Source organism: Lactobacillus sp. CBA3605, assembly GCF_002970915.1.
GTDB lineage: Bacteria > Bacillota > Bacilli > Lactobacillales > Lactobacillaceae > Lactiplantibacillus.
In genome coordinates, this window is sequence record NZ_CP027190.1 from 685,455 (window position 1) to 711,889 (window position 26,435).

A 26,435-nucleotide genomic window follows, 5' to 3' on the forward strand; every position below is an offset into this window, starting at 1 on the left:
CACTTTGTTATCCAAAGAAGTCTGCATGGGTTTTAACACAGCAGGCTTCGGTTCCGTAAAGGGCAAACCAGAGCTTACTGGTTTGCCCTTTTTTTATTGGTCCAATTTAGTCACGCTGACATGCAGTTACAGTCATGGTGATGAGGATGACCATCATGACTGACATCATCCCCGCACCAAGCAAGCTAAGTTAGCCTAACTAGCTGCCCGAAAAAAAGAGTTTGAAATAATTAAGTTGAGGTGAACCACATTGAAACGTATGCTTGCATTTATTAGCGCTTTGGTCGTCTTCTTAGGTGTCGCTTTTGTCCTGACGAACCAAACAGCCAAAAAAACTACTAGTTCAAAGAAAGTCCCTACAGTCGGGATTTTACAATTGGAAACCCACCCTGCCTTAGACGCCATTCATCGCGGGATTCTAGCTGGATTAAAAGAATACGGTTATGTGCCCGGTAAAACCGTTAAGATTGATTATCAAAATGCACAAGGTGATCAGAGTAATCTGAAAACAATGAGCCAAAAATTCATCAATGAAAATGCGGATGAAACCATCGCTATTGCGACTCCCGCTGCCCAAGCTTTAGCCAATGCGGCTGGAAAACAAACGCCGGTAATTCTCGCAGGGATTACTGATCCAGTTGGCGGCGGTCTGATTAAAAGTAATACTAAACCCGGCGCTAACATCACGGGGACTTCCGGTGAATCACCATTAAAGTCCCATTTAGCTTTATTACGAAAACTCGTCCCTAAAGCTAAAAAGATTGGCATTATCTATACGACTTCTGATCATGGTGGCGAATATAACGCTAAGAAATTCGCCAAAATTTGTCACCAAGCTGGGATTGCATACAAGTTATATACCATCTCTAGCACTAACGATATGCAACAAGTTGCTGAAACGATGGCGTCACAAGTTGACGCCGTCTATGCCCCTCAAGATAACGGAGTTGCCAGCGCAATGAAGACCTTGGTTTCAGTCACTAACAAGGCTAACATCCCCGTTATTCCTGCCGTTGATACCATGGTTCAAGATGGCGGGCTCGCCACGCTCTCCGTTGATCAATATCAATTAGGGAAATTATCTGGTGAAATGGCAGCCCGGGTCTTGAAAGGAAAAGCTACAGCGACCTATCCAGTTGAACTCATTACTAAAGGGAAAATGACACTTAACTTGAGTGAAGCCAAACTATTAGGACTTAAATTCCCAGCTAGCGTCTTGAAAGAAGCCAAACAGAAAGGGGTCATTTACAAATGAGTATGATTGTATCAAGTATTGGGCAGGGCCTCTTATGGGCCATCTTAGGCATTGCACTCTTTTTAACTTTCCGAATTTTAGATTTCCCAGATATGACCGTTGAAGGCACTTTTCCATTAGGCGCAGCGACCGCCGTAACCGCAATTGCCCATGGCATGGACCCATATACCGCCACACTCTTAGCTTTTGTCACGGGTGCCGCCGCCGGTTTAATCACTGGACTCTTATACACTAAAGGGAAGATTCCGATTTTATTAGCCGGGATTTTGGTGATGACCGCATGCTTATCCGTCAATCTCCGGATTATGGGTAGCGCCAACGTCTCGCTATTAGGCAAACAGACCATCTTTGCCAACCACTTTTTAGCCAGCTTACCAAAATACTTTGACAGCGTCTTCGTCGGGTTGGTCGTCATTGCAGTGGTCACTGTATTACTCATCCTGTTCTTACAAACTAATCTCGGTCAGGCCTTCATCGTCACCGGTGATAACCGGATGATGGCGCGTTCAATTGGCATTAATACCGACAACATGACGATAATGGGACTAATGGTCTCTAACGGCATGATTGGGATGGGCGGTGCTTTAATCGCACAAAACAATGGCTATGCTGACGTCAACATGGGGATTGGGATTATCGTGATTGCTCTAGCCTCCATCATTATTGGGGAAGTTGTCTTCGGTGACTTAACCTTAAATCAACGTTTAATTGCCGTCACACTTGGCAGTATCTTATATCGGTTCGTCTTATTAATCGTGTTACAACTCGGTTTCAGTACCAACGATTTGAACTTGCTATCCGCCATCATCTTGGCCGTTTGCCTGATGTTGCCACAGGCTAGCAAAAAGCTCCATCTCAATCATTTATTAAAGAAAGGGGTCGCTAAATATGACGAAAACTAAGACACCATTGCTGGCATTAAAAGATATCGTGACTAGGGTGAACGTGGGCACTCCCAATGAAGTGATGATTCTCCGGCATTTAAACTTAGACATTTATAATGGCGACTTCGTAACCGTCCTCGGGTCCAATGGGGCCGGCAAATCCACCCTTTTCAATACGATTAGTGGTGAATTACCAGTTAACAGTGGGTCAATCTATTTAAATGAACACGATATTACGTCCCTCTCCGTTGAAAAACGAACCGCCTTTTTAGCGCGTGTCTTCCAAGATCCTAAAATGGGCACGGCCCCGCGGATGACGGTGGCTGAAAACTTGCTGTTGGCGAGTCAACGTGGGCAACATCGGACGTTGCGCTTAAGACGCTTAAAGCAACAACTCCCGCATTTCAAGGACTTAACGGCGACCATGAATAATGGCTTATCGGATCGCTTGAATACGGCGACCGAAAATTTATCCGGTGGACAACGGCAAGCGTTAAGCTTCTTAATGGCAACTGCCCAACGCCCCGACTTACTCTTATTAGATGAACATACCGCCGCCTTAGACCCTAAAACGAGTGCCGAATTGATGCGGCAAACCAATGAACGGGTCACGCAAGAAAAGCTGACTTGTTTAATGATTACCCATCATTTAGATGACGCCCTCAAATATGGAAATCGCTTAATTGTCCTTGACCAAGGAAAAATCAAATTTGATGTCCAGGGCGCCGAAAAAGCCCAGCTCACCAAAGAAAAACTGTTAACCTTCTTTGACACCATCGACTAACAGGTTCAACTGAAAAGCTGTTTTCAGATTTGGTAGTGACCTACCAAACTTTGAAAACAGCTTTTTTAGTCGCCTTTGCTCCCATTAAGTAAAGCCAGTATAAAAATAGTAATTGGTTTCGCTTTCAATTGTGCACAATTAATGTTACGGTGAATTAGAACAATTATAAACTAAATATTTGGAGGTTTTATCATGAAAGTTATCGTAGTTGGTTCTTCCCATGGTGGTTATGAAACGGTCCGCGGCATTTTAGCTGAACAGCCTGATACCGAAATTCAATGGTACGAAAAAGGCGACTTCCTCTCATTCCTATCTTGTGGGATGCAGTTATACCTTGAAGGTACCGTCAAAGACGTTAACAGCGTGCGCTATGCAACGCCTAAAGACATGACGGCCCAAGGCGTGCATGTCTTTGTGGAACAAGAGATTACCAAAGTTGACCCAGTAGCGCATACCGTCCACGTGGTCAACCACGTAACTGGTGCTGAACGTGATGAAACTTATGACAAATTAGTCCTCAGTGTCGGGGCCGTCCCTTTTGAATTACCGGTTCCCGGTCACGATTTAAAGAACATCTATGCGATGCGCGGTCGAGATTGGGCCATCAAGTTAAAGGCTAAGACCGTCGATCCAGATATTAAAAACGTGGTAATCATTGGCTCCGGTTATATCGGTATCGAAGCCGCTGAAGTATTTGCAAAAGCTGGGAAACACGTTACTGTCATTGACTTATTACCACGCCTATTGAGTTTATATCTCGATACTGAATTTACTGAAGTGTTAACCACTGAAATGGCTGAACACGGGATTCAAGCCGCAACTGGTCAAAGCGTCAAGTCCTTTGCGGGTGCGGCCGGTAAAGTGACCAAGGTCGTCACCGATCAGGGCGAGTATCCGGCTGACCTAGTTGTCTCAGCCGCTGGGATTCGAGCCAACACAGCGTGGTTAAAAGATACCATCGACCTAGATGCCCATGGCCTCATTACGATTAACGATTATTTACAAACCAGTGACCCTGATATTTTTGCCGTCGGCGATGCGACCTTAGTGCCATTCGCCCCAACTGGTCAGGCTAATCGGATTGCTTTGGCAACCAATGCTCGGCGGCAAGGGCGCTTTGCCGCTAAGAATCTGTTGGGCACTAAAATTGCCATGCCCGCTGTTTCAGGTTCATCCGCCCTGTCTGTCTTTGATTACCATTTTGCTTCGACGGGTATCAAAGCTGGGACAGCTAAAAACTTTGACTTGCAGACCAAGTCAGTCCTGATCACAGATACGGCGCAACCAAAGTTCGTCCCAACCGCAGCTGGCAATGCTAAGGTGTGGTTCAAATTAACATTTGATGCCGCCACCGGTCGTATTTTAGGCGCCCAAATCATGTCCAAAGCCAATGTAACTGCTAATATCAATACGATTGCACTCGCCATTCAGGCTAAGCTCACTGTTTATGATTTAGCTTATACTGATTTCTTCTTCCAGCCAGGTTTCGACCGACCTTGGAATATCATGAATGTGGCCGCCCAAGCAGCGGTTAAAGCGTTGCAATAGACTTCACTTCATCAAAGCTAAACACACAAAAAGCGGTTGCTACAGGAATTTACAACTTCCTATAGCAACCACTTTTTTGTGTTTGCATACCCCACTATGCATAAGGCTTGATTAACCTTTTAACGATAACTGTTAATCAGCCCTTGGGTCCCTTGGGAACCTAGCCCTTTAACGTCAACCATGACTTCATATAACCGTTTTGCCTGCGCAGTTGCAACTAAGTCCAAGCCCATGGCATCCGCTTCGGTTAACGCAATCCGCAAATCTTTTAAGAAATGCCGAGCAAAAAATCCGGGTGTATAATCAGCTTTCAAAATTCTTGGCACATAGTTTTCCATACTCCAGTTATCAGCGCCCCCACTAGATAAGGTAGCCAACACTTTTTCTGGATCTAATCCGGCCGCTTCCGTATAAAGTAGCATCTCCGTCAAGCCCGTCATGGTACCAGCAATCATGATTTGATTCGCCATTTTAGCATGCTGCCCCGTACCAGCCGCACCAAAGTAATTAACTTTATGCCCTAATATCTGAAACAGCGGTAGCATAGCAGTATAAGTCGCCTCATCGCCACCAACCATCACCGTTAAAGTAGCCTTTTGGGCACCAATGTCACCACCTGAAACCGGGGCATCCAAGGCTTGAATGCCATGCTTTTGCGCATAAGCTGCAATTTTTACCGCTAACTTCGGCTGACTAGTCGTCATATCAATGACCGTTTTACCAGCAGCTAGCTGACTAAAAATACCTTGCTCACCGAAATAAACTTGTTCAACATCTTTCGGAAAACCAACCATTGTAAAGACGACATCACTGGCAGCTGCGACGGCAGCCGGCGTCTCTGCCCAAGTGGCCCCTTGTGCCACCAAAGCATCCGTCTTACTTTTAGTACGATTATACACCGTCAATGTATGCCCAGCTGCCATCAAATTCTTGACGATAGCTGCGCCCATCACACCCGTTCCAATCCATCCAAGTTGCATTATTTTAATCCCCTTTCTTAATCTGCTTTTTGATGCCGTTGCCGAATAAAATGAATCACCATCGTCATGACAAAGGCAGCTAAGACAATGATTCCAAATGCGGCGGCAGGAATATCCCAACCAATCGCTGGAATCGAAACAAACAGCTTAAACGCAATAATGACAATCAGCCCATACGCCATTGGTTCTAGTTCTGGAATCTTACGCATTAATCGCATAATAATCTCAGCAATGCCCCGCATGCACGCAATCCCAATCATGCCACCAATCAACACGATTACTGGATTATCAGAAATTGCTAACGAAGCCAACACTGAATCAATTGAAAAAATAATATCCATCATTTCAATCTGAATCACAACTGACCAAAACTGACTGAGACCAAAAAAACGACGACCACGCGGGGCCCGTTCAGGTTTACTTTGGTGCTGGGTGAAGAAACGGTAGACCAAATAAATTAAATACGCCGCCCCGAGCACCTTGATTTCCCAAAAGCTAATTAAATACGTGCCAATACCAATAATTAAAAAGCGGAAGATATAGGCGCCCCACAAGCCATAAAACAATGACTTTTCACGTTCCTGCAAATTATCCAGGCGTTGCGTTTGGGCTGCCAGCACCACGGCATTATCAACCGACAATAAACATTCAATAATTGCCAATGATAAAATCACTAACCAATCATTGGGTGAAGTGATCACCTGGCTCCAATTAGCACCGCTAAAAAACGGGCCGTATAACTGTTCAACAAAGTGTAGCACGTCGTGACCTCTTTTCAAATATAGTAACGCACCAATCTAGTATACCGGTTATTATTAACATCATAATACAGATAGTTAATTTTATAAATAATCTAATTTAAATAGCTGCGCCAAATTGCGAAGATTGCAATTTAGCGCAGCTATTTAAATTAACGCTTTTATTTGTCGGCATAGCGCGCAATCAACTGACGTAACTTTTGTCCATCGGCCGCCGTACCAAAAGTCATTCGTAACCAATTTGGCTGTAAACCGGTGCGGAGGCTGTAGCCTTGGTGCAACAAGTAAGCTGCTAGTTGGGCAGCTTGCGGATACTCGAAGAAAATAAAGTTGGCAGCACTCTGATCATAATGAATCTGTTGTTGGTCAAAAAATTGTTGCCATAATTGCCGTTCAGCGGCATTCTTAGCGACCGTCGCTTGCAAGAAGCTCTGATCTTTTGCCGCAGCTATGGCCGCCACTTGCGTTAGGGTATTTAAATTATATGGTAACCGCACTGCCTGCATGGTTGGCGCTAATTGCGTTGAAAAGACAGCATAGCCCACCCGAAAATTCGCTAAGCCATACGCTTTTGAGAAAGTGCGCATCACAACCACATTCGGCCATTTTTCTGGCAAATGTAACGCCGTAATGGCAGCCGCATCCGTGGCAAAATCCAAATAGGCTTCATCAATCAGGACCATGGTGGTCGATGGCACTTGTTGCACAAAAGCCTCAATCGCCGCTAAGCTCTCAACCGTCCCCGTCGGATTATTGGGATTACATAGCCAAACTGACTTTACTTGTGGCGTCACAGCGGCAACTAAGGCGTCAAAATCAACCTGTCCCGTGGCCAAGGTGGGCACGCTGACCAAACTAGCGCCTTCGATTTCAGCATGTAACGCATATTCTGAAAAAGTCGGTGCCGAAACTAAGACCTGGTCACCTGGTGCTAAAAAGGTTCGTGAGACCATCGCAATCATTTCATCAAGTCCCACACTAAAGACCAGTTGGGCCGGATCGACCGCTAATTGACTTGCTAAAACCTGTCTTAAAGCAGTCGCATTCCCATCAGGATAACGGTTGCTCATCGTCCAATCCCAATTTTTAATCGCCGTTGCAACTTGCGGGGAAGTCCCATACGGATTCTCATTAGCGGATAGCCGGACCAATCGTGATAGCCCCAGCTCAGCTTGTAAAGTTGCTAATGGCTTTTCTGGGATATACGGTTGGAGTTTTCGAACACTTTCCTTCATATAATAACCCCCTCCTAACGATTCTTGATTTCAGGCCGATCTTTAAAGTCGCTCATTTCGCCTTCACGTTTGGCGAGTTCAACTTTGATTTGGTCAAAGCTCACGCCCCGTTGCACGAGTAACACTAACACGTGATAAAACAAATCAGCGGTTTCATAAACTAAGGCATCATCATCAGGATTCTTCGCGGCAACCACAACTTCAGTTGCTTCTTCGCCCACTTTTTTCAAGATTTTATCCAATCCTTCGGTAAACAGATAGTCGGTATATGACCCTTTTTTAGGTGTTTTTTGGCGATTAGCGATTAATTGATATAAAGCTTCCATATCTTGCATCATTATTATCCTCTCTTATCTTGAATCGTTTGAAAAAAGCAACTGGTATGCCCGGTGTGACAAGCTGGACCAGCAGGATTAACGGCAATGAGTAACGTATCATTGTCACAATCCAACTTGATGCTGACGACGGTTTGGCGATTGCCACTCGTGGCTCCCTTATGCCACAACGCTTGCCGCGACCGGGACCAGAACCACGTTTCGCCCGAAGTAAGCGTCTGCTGGTAACTTTCAGCGTTCATCCAAGCCACCATCAAGACCGCCTTAGTCCGCGCATCCGTTATGACGGTTGTGACAAGCCCTTGGCCTTTTTCAAAATCTGGTTTTGCTGTCATCGGACCACCACGCCTTTCGTTTTTAACACTTGTTTCACTTGACCAATTGTCAATTCACCATAGTGAAAGACTGATGCTGCTAAAGCCCCATCGACTGATGCCTGTTGAAAAACTGTCACAAAATCAGCCAATTGACCTGCACCGCCTGAAGCAATGATGGGAACGGCAACGGCGCCGCCTAATTGCTGATACAACCGCAGATCAAAGCCAGCCTTAGTGCCATCACAATCCATGCTGGTAACGAGTAATTCGCCAGCACCTAAGGCAACCGCTTGCTTAGCCCACGCTACTGCTGACAATGCCGTTTTCTGTTGCCCACCATGAGTATAGACACGATAATCCTGTGCTTGATCGTCCCAAGCTACATCAATTGCTACGACAATACACTGATTACCAAATTTTTTGGCCCCGGCGGCAATAAGTTGTGGGTCAGCCACGGCCGCCGAATTAATGGCAATCTTATCCGCCCCCGCGCGTAACAATCGCTGCATATCGGTGACACTGCCAATGCCCCCACCGATTGTTAACGGCATAAAGACTTGGGCTGAAACCTGTTCAACTAAATCAACCATCGTTTTACGGTGTTCATTCGTTGCGGAAATATCTAAAAAGACCAATTCATCGGCCCCTTGTTGTTGATAGGCTGCTGCAATCGCTACTGGATCGCCCACATCCGTTAGATTAACAAAATTAACCCCTTTTTTTACCCGACCAGCTGCCACATCTAAACACGGAATTAATCGTTTTGCGAGCATTTGTCAACCTCCGCTAGGGCCGCTAACGTAACGGTTCCTTCATACAAGGCCTTCCCAATAATGGCGTCTTGAATTCCCATTGCCTGCAGTGTTTGTATATCGGCAATATCACGAATCCCGCCACTGGCAATGAGCGTTGCTTGTGGTAACTTGGCTTTAAGTGCAGCTAATAAGGTGACATTAGGCCCCTGCATCGTGCCATCGCGCGCCACGTCCGTCACAACAAACTGCTTGGCGCCACTCGCCATCATCGTTGCCATCAAGGTGCTCATCTTCGTTTCGGATTGTTCTAACCAACCATTGATTGCAACTTGACCGTGATTTCCATCCACGCCAATCACAATGCGGTCAGCCCCAAAATCAGCCAGCAACCGTTGCACCAAGGCTGGCTGAGTTAATGCTGCCGATCCGATAATTAAACGGTCAACCCCTAACTTTAAGTAACGGGCAGCTAAGTCATAACGACGAATCCCGCCACCCAGTTCTAAGGTTCCGGTAAAAGCTTGCCGAATCGCCGTAACGGTCGCTAAATTTTCTGGTTGCCCCGACTTGGCCCCATCTAAATCAACTAAGTGTAATTGTCCTAATCGTGCGACTTGGATTTGCTGCGCTTGTTTCACTGGGTCGGCATTAATGAGGGTCTTCTGGGTAAAATCACCTTGATACAGGCGGACACTTTGGCCGGCTTTTAAATCAATTGCTGGAAAAATCATTTGCACTCACCATTTTCTTAAAAGTTGCTAACTGGTCTAAGCCAACTTGACCACTCTTTTCAGGATGAAATTGCATCCCAATCACGTTTTCTTTTTGCACGATACTTGGCACAGTCACGCCATGTTGAACACTGGCAACAATCTGATTAGCTGGACTAACGGCATAATACGAATGCACAAAATAAGTATACGCACCGTCAATCCCAACAAAAGGCGTTATCGGCTGTTGCACATGGTTCTCATTCCAGCCCATTTGTGGCACTTTCACTCCTAAATCGGTCGGCAAAGCGGCCACGTTCCCGGTTAACAAACCCAGACCGGGATGCACCCCATATTCAGTGCTGCTCTCAAATAATAACTGCATGCCCAAACAAATCCCGAGCATCGGTTTACCGTTGCGGCCCAAACGTTGTAATACCGGGACAAGTTGTCGATTAGCCAAAGCCTGCATCGCAGCTGCAAAGGCCCCCACACCGGGTAAAATAATGGCCTCAGCTTGGGTTAAAACGGCTGGATCAGCGGTTAGAACCGTCGGCACCTTTAAATACGTCAAGGCTTTTTGAAGATTACGGGTATTGCCCGTATCATAATCTACAATTGCAAACATCTAAATCACACCCTTGGTAGAATTGACCCCAATAATATCTGGATTAACCGTGACGGCTGTCCGCATCGCGCGACCGAAAGCTTTAAACAAGCTTTCAATTTTGTGATGGGTATTGCGGCCATATAAAATCCGCGCATGTAAATTCATTTCGGTTGCAAATGCGACGGCTTGAAAGAAATCTTCAATCGTTTCCGTATCGAGACCACCTAAGCGGGGATTAGTTAGTTCCGCATCAAACACCAGATATGACCGGCCACTTAAATCTACACTCACTTGTCCCAGCGTTTCATCCATTGGGACAAATTCAGTCCCGTAGCGTTCAATGCCAACTTTATTACCCAACGCTTGCTTGAAGCATTCACCTAAGACAATGCCGGTATCTTCGGTCGTATGATGCGGATCGACAGCCAAGTCCCCATGCGCTTTGACAACCAGACCAAAGCGACCATGTTTTGCAAATAAAGTCAGCATGTGATTCAAAAAGCCAATCCCGGTATCAATCTGAATCCCACTTTGTTCGTCCAAATTTAAGCTAATTTCAATTTGCGTTTCTTTAGTTTCACGTTTAATTGTTGCTTGTCGCATCTGCTTGACCTCCTAGTCGTAATACGTGTCAAAGCGAGCTTCAATCGCACGCGCATGACCCTCTAAACCTTCAACCCGCGCTAATGTCGTAATCGCATCTGCTTCTTTGGCTAACGCCGCACGCGTATATTGTACGAATGAGGTACGCTTGACAAAGTCGTAGACCCCGAGTGGTGAGGAAAATCGCGCCGTCCCACTGGTTGGTAAGATATGGTTGGGCCCCGCCACATAATCTCCAAGCGGTTCCGAGGCGTAACGGCCTAAGAAGACTGAACCAGCATTCTTAATCAAGCTCAAATATTGCGTTGGATTTTCCAATTGAATCTCCAAATGTTCTGGCGCCACTGTGTTCATCAGGTCAAACATCGCAGTTACTTGATCCACCACTGCAATGAACCCTTTATTATTAACCGCCGCCGTCGCGATTTCAGTTCGTGGTAAAACTTTCAATTGCCGCGTCACGTTATCACTAACGGCTTGAGCTAATTTAGGACTATCCGTAATTAAAATGGGTCGCGCCAACGGATCATGTTCCGCTTGGCTGAGTAAATCAGCCGCTAATTCACGTGGCTTGGCACTATCATCCGCAATAATGCCAATTTCCGATGGGCCAGCCACCATATCAATCGCAACCTGACCAAAGACTTGCTTTTTCGCCGTTGCAACGAAGACATTCCCCGGACCGATAATCTTATCAACTTGTGGAATTGATTCAGTCCCATAAGCTAAGGCCGCAATCGCTTGGGCACCGCCAACTTGATAAATGGCATCCACCCCCGCAATTTTGGCCGCCGCTAATACTGCGGGATTAATCCCATCTTTTTGTGGTGGGGTGACCATGATAATTTCATTGACGCCAGCAATCTTAGCCGGTAAGGCACTCATCAAAATAGTGGAGGGATAAGCGGCAGTACCACCTGGCACATAGAGTCCAACCCGATTCAATGGTAATAGCTTCTGCCCTCGTAAAACACCTGGTTGCTCAGTATCCATAAAGCCAGTCGTCTTTTCCTTTTCATGAAAGCTCGTAATGTTACGCTTGGCTAACATTAATGCTGCCTTCACTTGGGGGTCTAATTGCTCATATGCTGCATCAATGGTCGCTGCTGATAATTTAAACGCCTCAATATCAATTTGATCAAATTGCTTTTCATAAGCTTTTAAAGCTGTATCGCCTTCTTTAATCACCCGGGCAATAATTTTTTGAACGACTAAGCCTACTTTTTCGTCTGTTAATTGTTGTGTTTTAGTTTGGATCAATTTTTTTAAGGTCGCTAAATCTTCATTAATAATTTTCATGACAAACACTCCTTTGGTTGCGCCACGACTGTCGCTAAGCGGTCAACTAACTCATAAATAGCGCTTTGATGTTGTTTCAACGCCAGACGATTCACGACTAAGCGCGTCGAGACCGTCTGTAAATAATCATAAATCTGTAAGTGGTTCTCACGGATAGTCGTCCCAGTCTCCGTAATATCCACAATGGCATCAGCTAACCCGGTTAGCGGGGCCAATTCCACTGAGCCTTCGATTTTAATAATCTCTACATCTTGCCCTAATTGATCAAAATAACGCTTCGTAATTAACGGATATTTTGTGCCAATAATTTTCCGCTTGGGCGCTTGCGGCTCAAAATCCGCCGTGGACGCTAGGACGAACTGGCATTGACCGACCCCTAAGTCCAATAATTCATATTGCGTACTCTGATGTTCAATCAAAATATCACTACCGACAATCCCGATATCGGCGGCCCCGCGTTCTAAAAATGTGGTCACATCTGGGCCCTTTGCTAAAATAAATTCATAGGGTTGCGTCGCTGAATCAAAGATCAAGCGCCGTTGTTTGTTACGGACCAACGAGCAGTCAATTCCGGCTTGTTCTAGCAACGGCAACACTTGTTGCTCAACGCGCCCTTTAGTCAATGCAATCTTCAAACGTTCTGCTGTCATAATTAAGCCCTTTCTGTCAAATCAACCAACGTTGCACCCATTTGTTGGGCTTCCACTTGCGCCAGTGCCAACGTCGGCGCCAAGCTCAAAGTTGCATTCGGCTGAGTGGCTAGCATTTTTTCAGCTTGCGACCATTGAGCCGGTTCAAAGTAAAGTAATTGTTTAGTCGGTGGCGTCGCTGTATCAAGAGCCAATTCAGTTAATAAATCAACATCTATGCCCATCCCAACGGCCGGTTCACTTTGTGCTTGGAAGTTTGCCAGTAATTGATCATACCGACCGCCACTGAATAAGTAACCGGCCCCGGCCTGCGAATAGCCCCGAAAGGTCAACCCGGTATAATACTTTTGAGGGGCTTGACTACTCAAATCCAGCGATACTGCTTGATTCGGCATGGTCCGTTGCAGCCACGCAACCACCGCTCGTAACCGTTCGATACTTGGCTTAACGCTGGCTGGTAATGGTGCGGCCGTCAATTGCGCTAAAATCAGGTCCGGCTTACCAAATAGCCGCGGCCATTTTTGCAAAAAATCATATAACGGTTCGGCCCGATAAGTGGCAATTAAAGCGTCATATTGTGGAATCTGCTTATTGAACAAGGCTTGCTTGATGGCGGCTTGCTGCGTCACATCCGGCGTTAAGCTTGCCACAACCTGTTGTGCAAACTGGGCATCACCAAGTTCGATTTCAACGGCATCCGCAATTAATGCCGTACTAAGTTGATTGGCAATTGCGAGGCATTCCAACTCGGCCTTAATCGAGGCATACCCAATTAGCTCGACCCCCGCTTGCGTGATTTGGTTATAAGACCCTGATAACCGCCGACTCACTCGGAAAATGTCGCCAACATAGCCAAACTTTTGGGGTAACGGAATCTTAGTTGCACTCAAAAATCGCGCAATTGGCAACGTTAGATCTGGGCGCAACACCAAGGTCTGCCCCTCCGCATCTAATAACCGATACAGTTGGTAACTGCCCATTTGGTAAGGATCAAAGACGGCTTGATGCTCTAATAATGGCGTGGCGATGGCCGCTAAGCCCCGTTGTCTAAAATGGGCCTGAATCACCGCGATTAATTGCTGTTTCGTAGCTGCCCGACGACCAAATTCATCACGGGTACCGAGTGGTAAAAGATTACTTAACATTGTCAATGCCTCCTTAGCTTTCGTTCGACCGACTTAATTCAAATAAAAAAACGTCCCATTAGCAAAATTGCTAAAAGGACGTTTAACCGTGGTTCCACCTTAATTCGTTACCAGCTCACACTGGTAGCCTCACGTTGACTGACTGTCAACTTGGCTAACGAGACCATTCGGCTAAGGCTAATGACGCAGGTTCACCTTAGCAGTTCATAGATGTGGGTTCGCCGATAATATCTGCCCGGTTCTCAGCTACCCGGACTCTCTGGATGATAAATTTATCAGTTACTTTTTCTAATCAGAACTTTTATTAAAATTTAATTAGTCGTTTAATTTAAAATTCATTTTAGTAGTCAGAAGCGCCTTTGTCAACCATTAATTAAAGCAGTTGCTAAATGTTGCCCTTGACCAACACTTTGAATATCATGGGCATCAGAACCATATATTAGCGGAATGTCACGTTTTTTAGCCCGTGCTAAGATTTGGTTTCCTGGATAAAAGTCATTACAAAATGGTTTGAATAAACCAGCTAAATTTAAATCAATTTCACGATTTTGCCATTTTATCTGATCTAAAATTTCATCAACCAACGCAAGATTAATCGCATCTAAGGGCGCAGTTAAGTTAAAACGGTCTTGAAACTTGCGGATTAAGCTCATATGGCCGATGCGTTGCGGCGTAGTCGGACCTAAATCAGCGAGTACTGAAGCCAAAACAGTTTGATAATACTGATTGAACAGCATCTGTGGCTGCTTGAGCCACGCCTTAAACCCCGCTTTAAAATCCGTCAAGGTATCATCTAAGCACCAAAACTTTTGGTCCTTTCCCTGCATAAAGTGTACTGACAAAATATTTTCTTGCGTTTGTGGGCCATATTCATTTAGAAAGGCCCGCGTCCACGCCACCTGATCTGGCAAAAAGTCCACTTCAAAACCAACAGAAATTTCTAACTTACTGGCATACTTTTTTTGTAACGCCCGCGCCAGCTTTAGGTAATCCGGTACCATCGCCAACGTTAGCGAGGCCGTGGTAAAACCAGTTAGCCGCCCTGCATATTGCTGCTTGAACTCTGGCGGCAACGGGGCATGTTCCGTAATGCAATACTTCTGCATCCCTAATTGAATCGCGCGTTGAATCATTTTTTCAGTGGCTTCACCACTCCCATGTGGACATAGTTCAGTATGCGTATGACCATCCATTAACATTTTGCTCAGCTCCTTTTAAAGTTAGCCTATGGCCCTAATTGCCCATAATTCAAACACACCTGCTTAAAAATAGCAATCGGTTTCAAAAGTATCAGCCCCACTTTTACCGGTTTTGACCTCAAATAAATCACTAAATTTTCACTAATTTAGTTATATTATGAGAAAAAAAGCCTTATTAACCATCATTCAGTCACACTTCTCCGTTACAATAAGACTAACCAATCATCGGGGGGATATCACATGCAAGATATAATCACTAAACTCTATCAACTTGGCTTATCAAGCCAGATTGTCAAAACTTTATTGGAACCCGTCCATATTATTATTCTCGGCTTACCTTTTATCACATTATTAATTGCCATGGTCATTTTAAGTTTCCAATTACACACAAAAGATACGTTAACTGAACGCAATATTATCAGCACGTATTCTTTCATTTGGTACTTATCAGCGGCCTATTTATTGATTATCTTGCCGTTGCCTTCACGTAGTTCGGTCGCCAGCTTAACTACAGCCGAATACAACTTACAACCGTTTTTCTTTTTAAGTCAATTAAAGCTTTTAACTGCCTTTCAATTTAGCGATCCCAGCACTTGGCTGGCAGCGTTCAAATCTTCAACTTTCTTCCAACCCTTTTTTAACATCATCTTTTTCATGCCCATCGGCGCTTACTTAAAATGGCGCCATCATTGGCCACTCTGGTTAATTACATTAACCAGCTTTGCCATTTCATTATTCTTTGAAACGACCCAACTCACCGGCCTATACGGGTACTACACCCGTGCTTATCGGATGTTTGATGTTGATGACTTGATGACTAACACGTTCGGCGGTTGGGCTGGCGCTGTTGCCTTAAGTTTCATTCCTCATCGTTGGCGTGAAACTGATCACTCAACGCGGTTAGATCCGCAGACTCATCCCATTAATTGGCGCCGCATTTTAGCACTGGTGATTGATTGGCTCGCTATCGCCGGCTTTGATGTCATCTATTTCGTCCTCGTTAAACACTTTGCTTGGCCGTTACCCCATGACTTCCGTTGGTTATATCTAGCTGACATTGTCCTATTCTTCTGGCTACCAGCAACCTTTAGCGGTGGTAAAACCCTCGGTGGCTGGCTCATGCATAGTCGCCTAGTCGCTAGTGATGGGCAACCAGCCCGTGGTTGGCAGTTATTGATCCACTATGCCGGCCTCTACCTGGTCAGTTTACCCTTACTATTCCTAGATTTGTGGCTATTCAACCGTCTGGGTAATGTTCCTAGCGCTGCCTTGAACCGACTCGATATTTACCTGGTCATCGTCTCGCTGATACTGTTGATTATTAGTTATGATCTTTTACTGGCTTTCTTTAGTCGCAAGCACCAGCTCTGGTGTGAACGGCTTAGTCGCACTACGGTTGTCTAAATAGCGCTTTACGTTGACCCGTAAAACATGTTAAATTTAGAGTAAATCAAACTTCTGGAAGTAAGCAAATGATAAAAGTACAAGCACTAAGCGACGATTTTCGCTGGGTCGCAGTTAATAACTATACTGATAACGATTATCAACAACTGGTTAATGAAGAACACGTCACCGATGAAATGTTAGGTTATGCCACCGACCGTAACGAACGGGGCCGATTAGAATATGATGACAAGAGTGCCATCACGACTATTATTTTTGATGTCGTCACTAAGAATGCTGATGAGGGCACCCATACCGCCCAAGTTAGCTTTATGTTGGTCGATCACACACTCTTAACCTTTACTACCGATCACACGGCATATGTCGACGATTTGTTAGCAGATATCATTGATGCTGACTGGGAAAAAGTGAAACATCCATTTGATTATATTTTCGATGTCTTATATCAACTGTCACGGCAGTATTTTCAAGCCATCAATACCATCAATAGAGAGCGCCAAAACATCCAGTCAAAAATGCAAAAACAAATTCAACGATCAGTTATTCTACAATTAATGGAATTAGAAACAACCTTAGTCTACTTTTTGACCTCTTTAAAAACGAATAATGACTTGTTGCAATCCCTCAAACGGTTTGCCCCCATTAAATTCTCAACAGCTCAAAAAGAACGGCTTGATGACATCATCGTCGAAGCACAACAAGGGTTAGAGATGGCCAACATTGCCTCTGATATTATTGGCCGCGTTTCAAATGCCTACTCGAATATTTTAGATAACAGCCTGAACAACACCATGTGGTTATTAACCATTTTTTCAATCGTTTTAACCATTCCAAATATTGTTTTTGGCTTTTTCGGGCAAAATGTCGATCTCCCATTCATGAAGAATCCTTTTGGCTGGGAAATTACCGTCTTAATCACAATTGGACTTTGTGTCCTAACAATTTGGCTGTTACGCCGCAACTCGTTTCATAAATAACACGTTTGACCATTAGGAGGTCTTTTTAAATGCCTAGTCGAATTCCAGTTACTGATACTGCTGATTATATTAGTAAAGCAGTACCGATTGCCCAGCCGCTGCTCCAAGCCTTGCAACAACTCATTACCACTGAGTTACCCCAAGCCACGCCAAAAATCAAATGGAACTTGCCATTTTATGACATGGACAAAAAATATGTCAGTATCGCCGCTTATAAGGCACACGTCAGCCTCAGTATTTCCACAGATTTATCGCCAGCAATCATAACAACTGCCAAAGCGGCTGGCTATGCAACTGGTCAAAAACGCTTAAACATTGCTTTTGATCAACCACTACCAGTTGCTTTAGTCAAAGCCATCTTAAATTTATTAAAATAAAACGTGATCAGCAACGGATTTCGTCGACGACCACGTTTGGGCTAGTTCAACACTTGATAGCTAGCTGTTTTATTTAATTCATAAACTCGTGGGTCACTTACTTGGGCATCATTGTCCTGGTAGGTGACTTTTTGAATGGCTAGATTTTCATATAACTTAAGGTACAGCTCACGCTTAGTTTGATTATAAATGACCGTATATTGCGTGTATTCTACCGAGCCATCGGCACACAGCATAGTCCCCTTGGGAATGTCCGATAAACTTAACAGATGGAATCCAGTCTCCACAGCTGTGGTAGCTGTCGGTAGTTGCATGAGATTTAATAACAGACTGGCTTTCACAAACCGTGAAGTTGAGGTGAAATCACCCGGTAAACCGAGTAACCCAGCCCCTTTACCAGCTGCAGTCAGGTTCATCTGCCGCAAAGGTAAATCCGGTTGTAGCGCTGCCGTCAGACCAGCGTACTGGCGTAAATTAGTGACTTGCCAATCAAAAGCTGGCGCATTCGTCATCACACCAATCGAATTATCATAGACCTTAAACCCAACGGTTGCATCTGGTTCGATGACAATGCTAGCCCCCGTCGCATCTTTGATAAAAAAATGTTGCGGCAAGCCCGTTGCTTGCACGATTGATTGATCTGGAATCGCAACTTTTTTAAGAACTGCTTTGACTTCAGTAATATTTTGACACATTGACAACAAGTAAAAAATAAATTGTTCCGCATAAATGGGCTTTTTGCCAGCCGTGATAACATTTTTCAAAGGTTGATATAAATCATCCACCGCAAAATATTGTGTCGACCCGGCTAGACCACTGCCGTTCACCCCATCTAAAACCATTGGCATGAGCTCATTTTTCAGTCGTGTTCCCATCCCTAAAACCGAATACCGCGTCTGCCAATCACTAATCCCCAGCTGCACGTGAAACTCACTTGGAAATTGAGCCACCACATAATCATAATCTAAATTATATTCCTGCGTCCGACCAAAGAATTCTTGCTGATCCGTTGATGAATAACTGATGCCAGTACACATTACAATGCCCCCCTAAATGACTGATTACCGTTAGTGTAACCGAATTCACGTTGGGCTTCAAAGATACACCTTTATAACCACTTTTAGTCACGCAGATGCACCGATAGCAAAAAAAACGTTGTAAAACCGCATTGGTTTTACAACGTTAATTCATAATAGGCTATTTAATCAGTTAATGCGCTTATTGCATGTGTAATAAGCCTAACTTATCTAAATGTTCCGCAATCTGAACTGAATTCCAAGCGGCACCTTTTAGTAAGTTATCTGAAACATCCCATAAATGGAATGCTTTCGGCGTTTCTTGGTCTGGACGCACGCGGCCAACAAAAGTCTCCTTTGATCCTTCGGCATTATGGGCCAATGGATAAATCTGATTGGCTGGATCATCTTGTAATACAATACCAGGTGCCGCATCTAAAGCAGCTTGGATTCCTTTGACATTAGCTTGATCGTCTTCAACCTCAAAGTAAACTTCTTCTGAATGACTGACTGGGACCGGAATCCGAACACAGGTTGCGGTGACTTTAATCGCCTTACTATCCATATCGCCGCCACACATAATTTTCTTGGTTTCATGAATCATTTTCCATTCTTCATGCGTATAACCGTCTTCTTCAAAGACATCAATCTGTGGCAACGCATTGAAAGCAATTGGATAATGTTTCTTTTCACCAGCTACGGGCAAGATATGGGCTTCCATATCCTTGCCATCAAGATAAGCTTGCGTCTCATCTCGTAATTCTTGGAGGGCCCGATTACCAGCACCGCTAACCGCTTGATACGTTGAAACGATCACACGCTTCAAGCCATATGCTTTACGGATTGGTTCCAAGGCGACCACCATTTGGATTGTTGAGCAGTTTGGATTCGCAATAATCCCATGATGTTGATACAAGGCATCTTCGTTAACTTCTGGAACCACCAATGGCACGTTCGGGTCCATCCGAAAAGCACTCGTGTTATCAACAACTACGGCTCCACGTTTAACTGCTTCGGGAGCAAACTTCTTTGAAACTGATCCACCAGCTGAAAAGAGCGCTAAATCCACGCCTTCAAATGATTCTGGAACCGTTTCTTCAACCGTCAAGTCTTGACCATTGAATTTGAGTTGCTTCCCCGCTGACCGACTTGATGCTAAAAGTTTAACCGAATTAACCGGCAAACTCGTTTGTTCAACCATTTTGATCATCCGGGCACCAACTGCGCCAGTAGCACCGACAATCGCGACGTTATATCCACTCACAATGAAGACCTCGCTTTGATAGTTATTGAAACTTTATTATAGCACAATTTCAATCGTTAGAAACTTATGAGACCATTTCAGTTACTATCGGTCAACTAGTCGTAATTTGGCGTATACTAACCTTATCTAATCAACCGAAAGGTGACCTCAAAAATGTGCACTAGCTTAACTTATACCAATCTGGACCACCAGCATTTTTTTGCCCGTACCATGGATTTCCCAACAACGACCCCGTGGCGACCCATCTTTTTGCCACGTCACTATGCTTGGCAGACCGGGCTAGCAACTCAACGGACGACTCAGCTCGCCATCCTAGGTGGTGGCCGGTTACCCGCTCACTTTTCCACCCCATTAATGGCTGACGGCTTAAATGAAAGCGGCATCACGTGTGCTGAGCTCTATCTCCCACATGCCGTCCATTATGCTGCGCAGATTCGTCCAGACCAAGTCAATTTGACGCCGCAAGACTTCATCTTGTGGGCTTTAGGCGAACACACGACATTGGCTGCCATTGTGGCAGACTTGCCTCACGTTAATCTTGTTGGTCAAAATTGGGGCGATGCGCCCTATGTTTACCCTTTCCATTGGGTCTTAAGTGACCAAAGTGGGCAGACTTTAGTGATTGAACCCACGGGTGGCCCGCTAACCGCCCAAGTTAATCCCAGTGGCATTCTCACGAACACACCTATTTTAGCCACGCACTTGAGTCGCCTGAATCAGACTTTACACGTTGCCGGAACTACTTTTAATGCCCAGACCCAGGCAGCAGCCAAAAACTGGTTGGTAACAAACCACCCCCTGCCCACCGGTAGCATCCCCACGGAACGTTTTGTTCAGATGGCAATTCGTCGTTGGGGCACCCCGACTTTATCCGCAGCAGCCACGGTGCCAACCATTTTGACTTGGCTAACCGCTGTCAGTCTCCCTTACGACCCTGCTCGTCGCAATCAAGTTAGTCACAATTATACGCATTACCAGGGGCTCATTAACTTAACGACGCAAACTTACTACTTCCGACCACGTACCACACAACGGCTACAAACAATTGCGCTAACGTCGACCATGATCGCACACTGGACCCAGCCTAAAGTCTATTCAGCCGATTAAATCAGCCTACGAAAAAAGCGTTTGGCATGCGAGTCAAACGCTTTTGAACCGCCTTAATACTAATGGCGTTGCTTTAAAAACCGGTCAAATTGATCGGCAATTTTTTGTAGAACAATCGGATCATGGAGATCGGCTTGTGTGGCTTGCTTGCCACTAGTCACGTCACTCACAACTTGCAAATAACCAAATAAAACTTGGCTAGGATCAAGATGGTACTGTTGGGCAATTTTGACCGCTAAATCATAACGGTCCGGGCCCAATAAAGCAGCATAATTAGGCATGATGAGCTCCTTTCGATAAGTCAAGTTGCTTTCAGACAAAAATCATCAGTAAAAGTTTTCACAATCATCCAAGAATAGCACAAACCGACTCGCAATGTCGGAATTAACTTTTGCACCCTTTAACCGGTTTTAAAATAGGCCACTACCTATATTAATTATATGGTATGATATTAAAATCAACGACGAGGGGACGTCATATTAACATGGGAAAATTTTTCAAAATGAAGTTTTTATACTTAGGCTTTTGGCTTTTAATTAGTTTGACCAGCATCGCCGTATTACCAAACATGGCCACTTTTTTGGACTCACATCAAGCCACTACCCGCAATCAGACTCACACCACTAAGTTAGTTCAGTTACAAAATAATTGGGGCCGTCATTTGTCAAGTACAAAGCCGGTAACGATGGTTTTTAACAATCCAAATGCTACTTTATCGCAGCGTCAACAAGCTAGCATTCAACGACGCTTAGCCGCTATTGAACAAAAAGCTGATTACTACAGCGTAAAACAGCTACGCACCAGCACCACTTCGTCTAACGATCGCCAGTTATTGACCGCTAAAGACGGCTCAACTATACTCGCGGTCGCCGCAATCGATACGCGCCAAACAGACTTACCCATTGTCGCTAAACAATTAGCGGCTGCAATTCAGGTAGCGGGACTAAAAACAGCCGTCACCAGTCCGGAACTAGACACGCTTAATCAGCATCGCACCCAACAACACCAAATCCGACTGATTCTAGGGCTAGTTTTTGGAAGTGCCTTTTTATTACTGGCACTAATTTTTCGTTCTGTACTGATACCCCTGATTAACCTTTTAATTCAGACAGTTGGCTTAGTCGTCACCACTAGTATGGCCACCAATGCTAGTCAACACTGGCACTTGCCAATCACAAGTAATAGCATCTTGCTCGTCGGTTTAACCGGATTACTCCTGAGTACCGGGCTAACTTGGACCTATATGCAGGTTTATTTAACGACGGGACGCTTAGCTACCATGCCTTTACGCCAAACACATCAAATCTGGGGGCTGCCATTAGTTACCTTGGCAGCCATGACACTTGGGCTTAGTTGGACTCCCTTCTTAGCGCTCGCTTCTGCTTGGCTGATTACCTTGACCATCGTGATTATGACCTTGGTGGCACTGACCCTAAATGAAGGATTTGCGACTTTATTATTACCCGCGGAACTCCATTGGCCAGGAACGCACGCTTGGCCGCATTGGCCCAAAAATGCTTGGGGACAATTAAGTCGCTACGGACAACGTTGGCCGCTAAGTGGTATTTTAGTGACCCTCCTCTTGCTAATTTTTGGGGTAAGCTTAGGGCACCCTTTGACTGACACCAATCAAATCACCCCGACAACGGGGACCCGCTTAGTAACTGCTCACTTTGGGCCCGGCGCCGCTACCAAAACGACGCTCTATTTAGCGACGCCCACTAAGCTGACGAGTCAAACTAGCTTACAAGCTATTGATACTTTAACGACTAAATTACAACAGATTCCAGGGGTTGCGACTGTGACGTCGGTGACCCAACCCACCGGTAAACGGCTGACGGGATATTATGTTGAGACCCAACTCAAGTTAATCAATACTAACTTGGATGCTAATCGGCAAACTTTGAAGGAGTTGCAAAAGGACTTAACTACCAATCAAGCAGCTATCACCGCAACTGCCATTGACACTCAATTAACTGATTTGCAAACCTTACAGGCCAAATTGGCCCAATTAGCCACTTTAAACGATGCCATTGCCCGTCATTTAACGCGCCTGACCGCTGATGAAGTCGATCCGATGACGCAACCAACTTTAACTGAACAACTGACGATGGCAACGGATTTAATCACGACCATTACCGACTTAACCACCACGATTCAAGCCGATCAAACGACATTGCTGGCGACGCTTGATGCGACGGCCCAGCAACTCACAATAATTCAACAAAGTCTCACCCATACTACCGACCAATTAAAAACGGTCACTAATTCAATTACTGCGACTAATGCCTATCTGACAGCCTTAAAAGCAAGTCAAGTTGGTAAACTATTCTATTTAACCCAGCCAGCTCGGCAGGATCCTATTTTAAAAACCAGCTTAGCAACCAATATGAGTCAAGGTGCTAAAATAACCCAACTAGTCATCACGTTTAAAACTGCTGCTACTGATCCGGCCAGCTTTGCGGCGCTTAAGCAAGTTCAACAAACTGTTCAAGCCGCACAATTAGCATCGCCATTAGCTCATGCAACCGCCACTTATAGCGGCGAACCTGAACAGCAAGCCACTAACTATCAACAGTTAACTACTCACGCTTGGGAATGGGCCTTAATCACATTACTCATCATGGCTATTTGTCTTTGGCTAGGATGCCGTTCATTAGTCATTAGCGGTTATTTGACGACTGGATTAGTCCTCATCATTGCTGCTAGCCTGGGCGTGACGCAATTTATTTACGCGCATTGGCTACCGACAATGTCACTCCCTTGGTTAGCCCTTGGGTGGAGTAGTCTCTGGCTGAGTCTGCATTGGATTTTAGTCAGTCTCACCCTGATTGACCGTCGTAGTTGGCGGCGGATAGCGACTGAACGCACTTGGCCGCAACACTTTTATCGTTGTAGTCATCGTGTCTGGCCGTTAACACTTTTGGAATTAAGTGGCCTTTTACCAATGCTTATTCTATCGGATACAACCCTAGCGGCAACTGGGCTAATGACCACCTTAGGGATTGGCCTAATCCAGTTAGGTCTGCCGTTAATCCTACCGGGACTACTGACTTGGACCGTTCAGCCGCCGCAACTCAATCCTAAAACTTGGTTCCATTCAACTAACGCTTAACCTCAAAACGACCAGCACTGATTAATTCAGTACTGATCGTTTTTAGTTTTTCCAACTGAAAATTGATTTGATCAATAACGACGTACCAACCAACGACCAAATCCAATCAAGCTAAACAATAACAGTAATCCGATTGCCATAACCCAAACAACTTGGTGACTTGCTTCAGCCGTTTGTGGTAATTTGACCGGCTTAGTTGTTACCGGCGTATTGTCTTGCACTGTTACCGTGGTACTTGGTTGCCCCGGCAATGTCACACTTGGAACCGTCGGCTTAGGCGTCGTTGTCCCAGGTAAGCTTGGTTCCTTTGGGGTTACCGGTTCACCTGGTACGACTGGCTCTTTGGGTACCATTGGCAATCCTGGTTCTACCGGAGTTTCAGATTCTCCCGGTTTAATCGGCGCTTCTGGTTCACTTGGTTCGCCTGGTACGACTGGAAGTGCCGGTTCGCCAGGCTCAAGCGGTGTGCCAGGTTCCTCAGGTTCACCTGGTACTTCCGGTTTGCTTGGTTCTGTCAATTGCTTAACATCCTTAGCCGTTACCGTCACGGCCGCCGTTTGACCCGCTACAATCTTAAACACAAGTGGTGTTGTACTTAAGTCATAACCAATTGGCGCTTGGGTCTCAACTAACATGTAGTCAGCTGGACTAAGCCCCGTAATTTCAAGTTGGCCTTGCGCATCCGTTGTCAAACCACTTTTAAGCACAGTACCGGCTTGATTTTGAAGGTCATAAGTCGCCCCAGCTAACTTTTCACCTGAAGTGGCATCAGTTTTAGTTAAAATAACCGCTCCTGTCGTCGGACGTTCAACATCTTTTTGTGTGACTTGGACTGGCGTACTCAAGTCACCTGCTGTAATTTCAAACCTAATCGGCGTCTGATTTAAATCATAACCAGTCGGCGCTTTGGTCTCAACAAAGCTATAGGTACCAGGATTCAGATCATCAACAAACACCTTTCCTTTAGCGTTCGTCTGAATATCGCTAGCAATTACGGTCCCATCACTGGCACGCAAGTCATAGCTTGCGCCAGGAAGTACTGCGCCAGTTGTCGCATCTTTTTTATTCAAAACAACTGACCCAGTTGCATCTTCGTCATCGTCACCATCGCCTTGACCGGACCCAGTTCCAGCACCGCCCCAACTGACATGACCGCTGACAGTTGTCCCTTGCATGCTAGCGGTATTGGTCCATGAATTACTATTAGTCGTGACATTTTCCAGCTGCGTATTATAAACCATATTGACCGCCGTCGTGACATTACTAAAAATAAATTTCACTTGATTCCCTTGATAAATCACTTGGGGCGTCAACGGCTCACCACTACTAATAAATGAGCCGGCTGAATCATATTGACCAGCCATTGCTGAAACAGTTGTCGGCAAAAAGGTCTGATTGGGTCCTAATGTATCTGTTACCACAACCGTCCCCAAGTTAGCTCCGGTGGGATTGAATGCGACATTCCAAGTCAGTTGTGATGGCTTGCCTTGTTCATCATAACTGCCAATCCAACCGATTTTGTTAAGCTGCCAACCAAAATGAGTATCACCAGCAGCTGTTCCTTTCGCATAAAAGTTTAAAGTACCGTGCCGATCAATCGTTTTCGTAGCTAACTCATCATTAAATGTGATGGTCCCAGTCGTTTCACCGGCCTTAATGACAAACGTCCCAATCGTCGTGCCATCGGCATCTGTCAATGGAAAATTCAAATCAGATGCGGCGACTGCCCCGTTAGGTAACGTGACTGGCGCCGTATCACCAGCTGCTAGCGACTCTCCATCCGGAATCGCCCATTGATACTGAATACTATAGTTTTCCCATTTGCTTAACGTACTGGGATCTTTCACAACTGTGCCATAACGGTCCGTGACTTGTGCGTCCGTGCCAGCCAAACCAGTCGTCGTGATGGAGGCCGCTTTTGCAACCTGGCCTGTTGCTAAAACGACTAACATGACTGTTAATAATCCCAATAAAGCTAAATAAACCTTCGTTCGCATAACCAATTGCCTCCTCGCTAATTACCCCTCACTAACTTAAATTTTTAGCGCCTCACTCCTAACCGATAGCTTTCATCAACAGTAACCGCTCACTGCTCATATCCCATTCCA

The 26,435-nt window shown here is 45.2% G+C and carries 26 protein-coding genes and 1 other annotated feature; of the genes, 9 read left to right on the forward strand and 17 right to left on the reverse strand.

Features of this window, described 5'->3' with window-relative positions; all coding sequences use genetic code 11:
* Nucleotides 1-259 precede the first annotated feature (259 nt).
* The 4 genes from trpX to C5Z25_RS03465 all read left to right on the forward strand — a co-directional run bounded on the left by trpX (nucleotide 260) and on the right by C5Z25_RS03465 (nucleotide 4,471).
* Nucleotides 260-1,255: a tryptophan ABC transporter substrate-binding protein gene (gene trpX / locus C5Z25_RS03450; protein WP_105452837.1), complete on the forward strand. Its 996-nt coding sequence runs from the start codon at nucleotides 260-262 to the stop codon at nucleotides 1,253-1,255.
* Nucleotides 1,252-2,157, forward strand: a complete 906-nt coding sequence (locus C5Z25_RS03455; RefSeq protein WP_105451343.1) for an ABC transporter permease — start codon at nucleotides 1,252-1,254, stop codon at nucleotides 2,155-2,157. Before trpX ends, C5Z25_RS03455 begins: the two co-directional genes overlap by 4 nt.
* Complete coding sequence (locus tag C5Z25_RS03460; RefSeq protein WP_105451344.1) at nucleotides 2,144-2,923, forward strand: ABC transporter ATP-binding protein; 780 nt, start codon at nucleotides 2,144-2,146, stop codon at nucleotides 2,921-2,923. The genes C5Z25_RS03455 and C5Z25_RS03460 overlap by 14 nt, the downstream gene beginning before the upstream one ends.
* Before the next feature lie 192 nt (nucleotides 2,924-3,115).
* The gene (locus C5Z25_RS03465) at nucleotides 3,116-4,471 is read left to right on the forward strand and encodes an FAD-dependent oxidoreductase (RefSeq protein ID WP_105451345.1); all 1,356 of its coding nucleotides are present in this window, start codon (nucleotides 3,116-3,118) and stop codon (nucleotides 4,469-4,471) included.
* A 119-nt stretch (nucleotides 4,472-4,590) separates the two neighbouring features.
* On the opposite strand, the gene C5Z25_RS03470 is transcribed toward C5Z25_RS03465, so the two are convergent.
* The 13 genes from C5Z25_RS03470 to hisJ all read right to left on the reverse strand — a co-directional run bounded on the left by C5Z25_RS03470 (nucleotide 4,591) and on the right by hisJ (nucleotide 15,067).
* On the reverse strand, nucleotides 4,591-5,451 hold the full coding sequence (locus C5Z25_RS03470; protein WP_105451346.1) for an NAD(P)-dependent oxidoreductase: 861 nt from the start codon (nucleotides 5,449-5,451) through the stop codon (nucleotides 4,591-4,593).
* Nucleotides 5,452-5,468: 17 nt separating this feature from the next.
* Nucleotides 5,469-6,212: a TerC family protein gene (locus C5Z25_RS03475; protein ID WP_105451347.1), complete on the reverse strand. Its 744-nt coding sequence runs from the start codon at nucleotides 6,210-6,212 to the stop codon at nucleotides 5,469-5,471.
* 158 nt (nucleotides 6,213-6,370) lie between these two features.
* Nucleotides 6,371-7,444 (reverse strand): histidinol-phosphate transaminase, encoded by a 1,074-nt coding sequence (gene hisC, locus C5Z25_RS03480; RefSeq protein WP_105451348.1) that lies wholly within the window; start codon nucleotides 7,442-7,444, stop codon nucleotides 6,371-6,373.
* Between the two features lie 14 nt (nucleotides 7,445-7,458).
* On the reverse strand, nucleotides 7,459-7,779 hold the full coding sequence (hisE, locus tag C5Z25_RS03485; RefSeq protein ID WP_105452838.1) for a phosphoribosyl-ATP diphosphatase: 321 nt from the start codon (nucleotides 7,777-7,779) through the stop codon (nucleotides 7,459-7,461).
* Nucleotides 7,780-7,784: 5 nt separating this feature from the next.
* Nucleotides 7,785-8,114, reverse strand: a complete 330-nt coding sequence (gene hisI / locus C5Z25_RS03490; protein ID WP_105451349.1) for a phosphoribosyl-AMP cyclohydrolase — start codon at nucleotides 8,112-8,114, stop codon at nucleotides 7,785-7,787.
* On the reverse strand, nucleotides 8,111-8,869 hold the full coding sequence (gene hisF / locus C5Z25_RS03495; protein WP_105451350.1) for an imidazole glycerol phosphate synthase subunit HisF: 759 nt from the start codon (nucleotides 8,867-8,869) through the stop codon (nucleotides 8,111-8,113). The genes hisI and hisF overlap by 4 nt, the downstream gene beginning before the upstream one ends.
* Nucleotides 8,851-9,582: a 1-(5-phosphoribosyl)-5-[(5-phosphoribosylamino)methylideneamino]imidazole-4-carboxamide isomerase gene (hisA, locus tag C5Z25_RS03500; RefSeq protein WP_105451351.1), complete on the reverse strand. Its 732-nt coding sequence runs from the start codon at nucleotides 9,580-9,582 to the stop codon at nucleotides 8,851-8,853. The genes hisF and hisA overlap by 19 nt, the downstream gene beginning before the upstream one ends.
* Nucleotides 9,563-10,189 (reverse strand): imidazole glycerol phosphate synthase subunit HisH, encoded by a 627-nt coding sequence (hisH, locus tag C5Z25_RS03505; RefSeq protein WP_105451352.1) that lies wholly within the window; start codon nucleotides 10,187-10,189, stop codon nucleotides 9,563-9,565. The genes hisA and hisH overlap by 20 nt, the downstream gene beginning before the upstream one ends.
* The gene (hisB, locus tag C5Z25_RS03510) at nucleotides 10,190-10,774 is read right to left on the reverse strand and encodes an imidazoleglycerol-phosphate dehydratase HisB (RefSeq protein ID WP_105451353.1); all 585 of its coding nucleotides are present in this window, start codon (nucleotides 10,772-10,774) and stop codon (nucleotides 10,190-10,192) included.
* 12 nt (nucleotides 10,775-10,786) lie between these two features.
* Complete coding sequence (gene hisD, locus C5Z25_RS03515) at nucleotides 10,787-12,073, reverse strand: histidinol dehydrogenase (protein WP_105451354.1); 1,287 nt, start codon at nucleotides 12,071-12,073, stop codon at nucleotides 10,787-10,789.
* Nucleotides 12,070-12,723 carry an ATP phosphoribosyltransferase gene (gene hisG, locus C5Z25_RS03520; RefSeq protein WP_105451355.1) on the reverse strand — a complete coding sequence of 218 codons (654 nt, stop codon included), beginning with the start codon at nucleotides 12,721-12,723 and terminating at the stop codon, nucleotides 12,070-12,072. Before hisG ends, hisD begins: the two co-directional genes overlap by 4 nt.
* A gap of 2 nt (nucleotides 12,724-12,725) precedes the next feature.
* On the reverse strand, nucleotides 12,726-13,868 hold the full coding sequence (locus C5Z25_RS03525; RefSeq protein WP_105451356.1) for an ATP phosphoribosyltransferase regulatory subunit: 1,143 nt from the start codon (nucleotides 13,866-13,868) through the stop codon (nucleotides 12,726-12,728).
* Between the two features lie 71 nt (nucleotides 13,869-13,939).
* Nucleotides 13,940-14,173: a binding site (T-box leader), on the reverse strand.
* 57 nt (nucleotides 14,174-14,230) lie between these two features.
* Nucleotides 14,231-15,067: a histidinol-phosphatase HisJ gene (hisJ, locus tag C5Z25_RS03530; protein WP_105451357.1), complete on the reverse strand. Its 837-nt coding sequence runs from the start codon at nucleotides 15,065-15,067 to the stop codon at nucleotides 14,231-14,233.
* Between the two features lie 240 nt (nucleotides 15,068-15,307).
* On the opposite strand from hisJ, the gene C5Z25_RS03535 reads away from it, so the two are divergent.
* The 3 genes from C5Z25_RS03535 to C5Z25_RS03545 all read left to right on the forward strand — a co-directional run bounded on the left by C5Z25_RS03535 (nucleotide 15,308) and on the right by C5Z25_RS03545 (nucleotide 17,825).
* Nucleotides 15,308-16,471, forward strand: a complete 1,164-nt coding sequence (locus C5Z25_RS03535) for a VanZ family protein (RefSeq protein WP_105451358.1) — start codon at nucleotides 15,308-15,310, stop codon at nucleotides 16,469-16,471.
* A 68-nt stretch (nucleotides 16,472-16,539) separates the two neighbouring features.
* A complete protein-coding gene (locus tag C5Z25_RS03540; protein WP_105451359.1) occupies nucleotides 16,540-17,448 on the forward strand; it encodes a magnesium transporter CorA family protein in 909 nt (302 codons plus the stop codon).
* A 29-nt stretch (nucleotides 17,449-17,477) separates the two neighbouring features.
* On the forward strand, nucleotides 17,478-17,825 hold the full coding sequence (locus C5Z25_RS03545) for a DUF1801 domain-containing protein (RefSeq protein WP_105451360.1): 348 nt from the start codon (nucleotides 17,478-17,480) through the stop codon (nucleotides 17,823-17,825).
* Between the two features lie 41 nt (nucleotides 17,826-17,866).
* Here the strand turns inward: C5Z25_RS03545 and C5Z25_RS03550 are convergent, their stop codons facing one another.
* A complete protein-coding gene (locus C5Z25_RS03550) occupies nucleotides 17,867-18,862 on the reverse strand; it encodes a linear amide C-N hydrolase (RefSeq protein ID WP_105451361.1) in 996 nt (331 codons plus the stop codon).
* Between the two features lie 181 nt (nucleotides 18,863-19,043).
* Nucleotides 19,044-20,105: an aspartate-semialdehyde dehydrogenase gene (locus C5Z25_RS03555; protein WP_105451362.1), complete on the reverse strand. Its 1,062-nt coding sequence runs from the start codon at nucleotides 20,103-20,105 to the stop codon at nucleotides 19,044-19,046.
* Nucleotides 20,106-20,258: 153 nt separating this feature from the next.
* On the opposite strand from C5Z25_RS03555, the gene C5Z25_RS03560 reads away from it, so the two are divergent.
* Entirely contained in the window at nucleotides 20,259-21,212 is a 954-nt protein-coding gene (locus C5Z25_RS03560) for a linear amide C-N hydrolase (protein ID WP_105451363.1), read from the forward strand.
* 59 nt (nucleotides 21,213-21,271) lie between these two features.
* Here C5Z25_RS03560 and C5Z25_RS03565 read toward each other — a convergent pair whose 3' ends face one another.
* Complete coding sequence (locus tag C5Z25_RS03565) at nucleotides 21,272-21,493, reverse strand: hypothetical protein (RefSeq protein WP_105451364.1); 222 nt, start codon at nucleotides 21,491-21,493, stop codon at nucleotides 21,272-21,274.
* Between the two features lie 203 nt (nucleotides 21,494-21,696).
* Here C5Z25_RS03565 and C5Z25_RS03570 point away from each other — a divergent pair, with 203 nt between their 5' ends.
* Nucleotides 21,697-24,327, forward strand: coding sequence for an MMPL family transporter (locus C5Z25_RS03570; protein ID WP_105451365.1), 2,631 nt, complete (start codon nucleotides 21,697-21,699; stop codon nucleotides 24,325-24,327).
* A gap of 71 nt (nucleotides 24,328-24,398) precedes the next feature.
* Here the strand turns inward: C5Z25_RS03570 and C5Z25_RS03575 are convergent, their stop codons facing one another.
* Nucleotides 24,399-26,324, reverse strand: a complete 1,926-nt coding sequence (locus C5Z25_RS03575) for a SpaA isopeptide-forming pilin-related protein (RefSeq protein ID WP_105451366.1) — start codon at nucleotides 26,322-26,324, stop codon at nucleotides 24,399-24,401.
* Nucleotides 26,325-26,435: the final 111 nt, after the last annotated feature.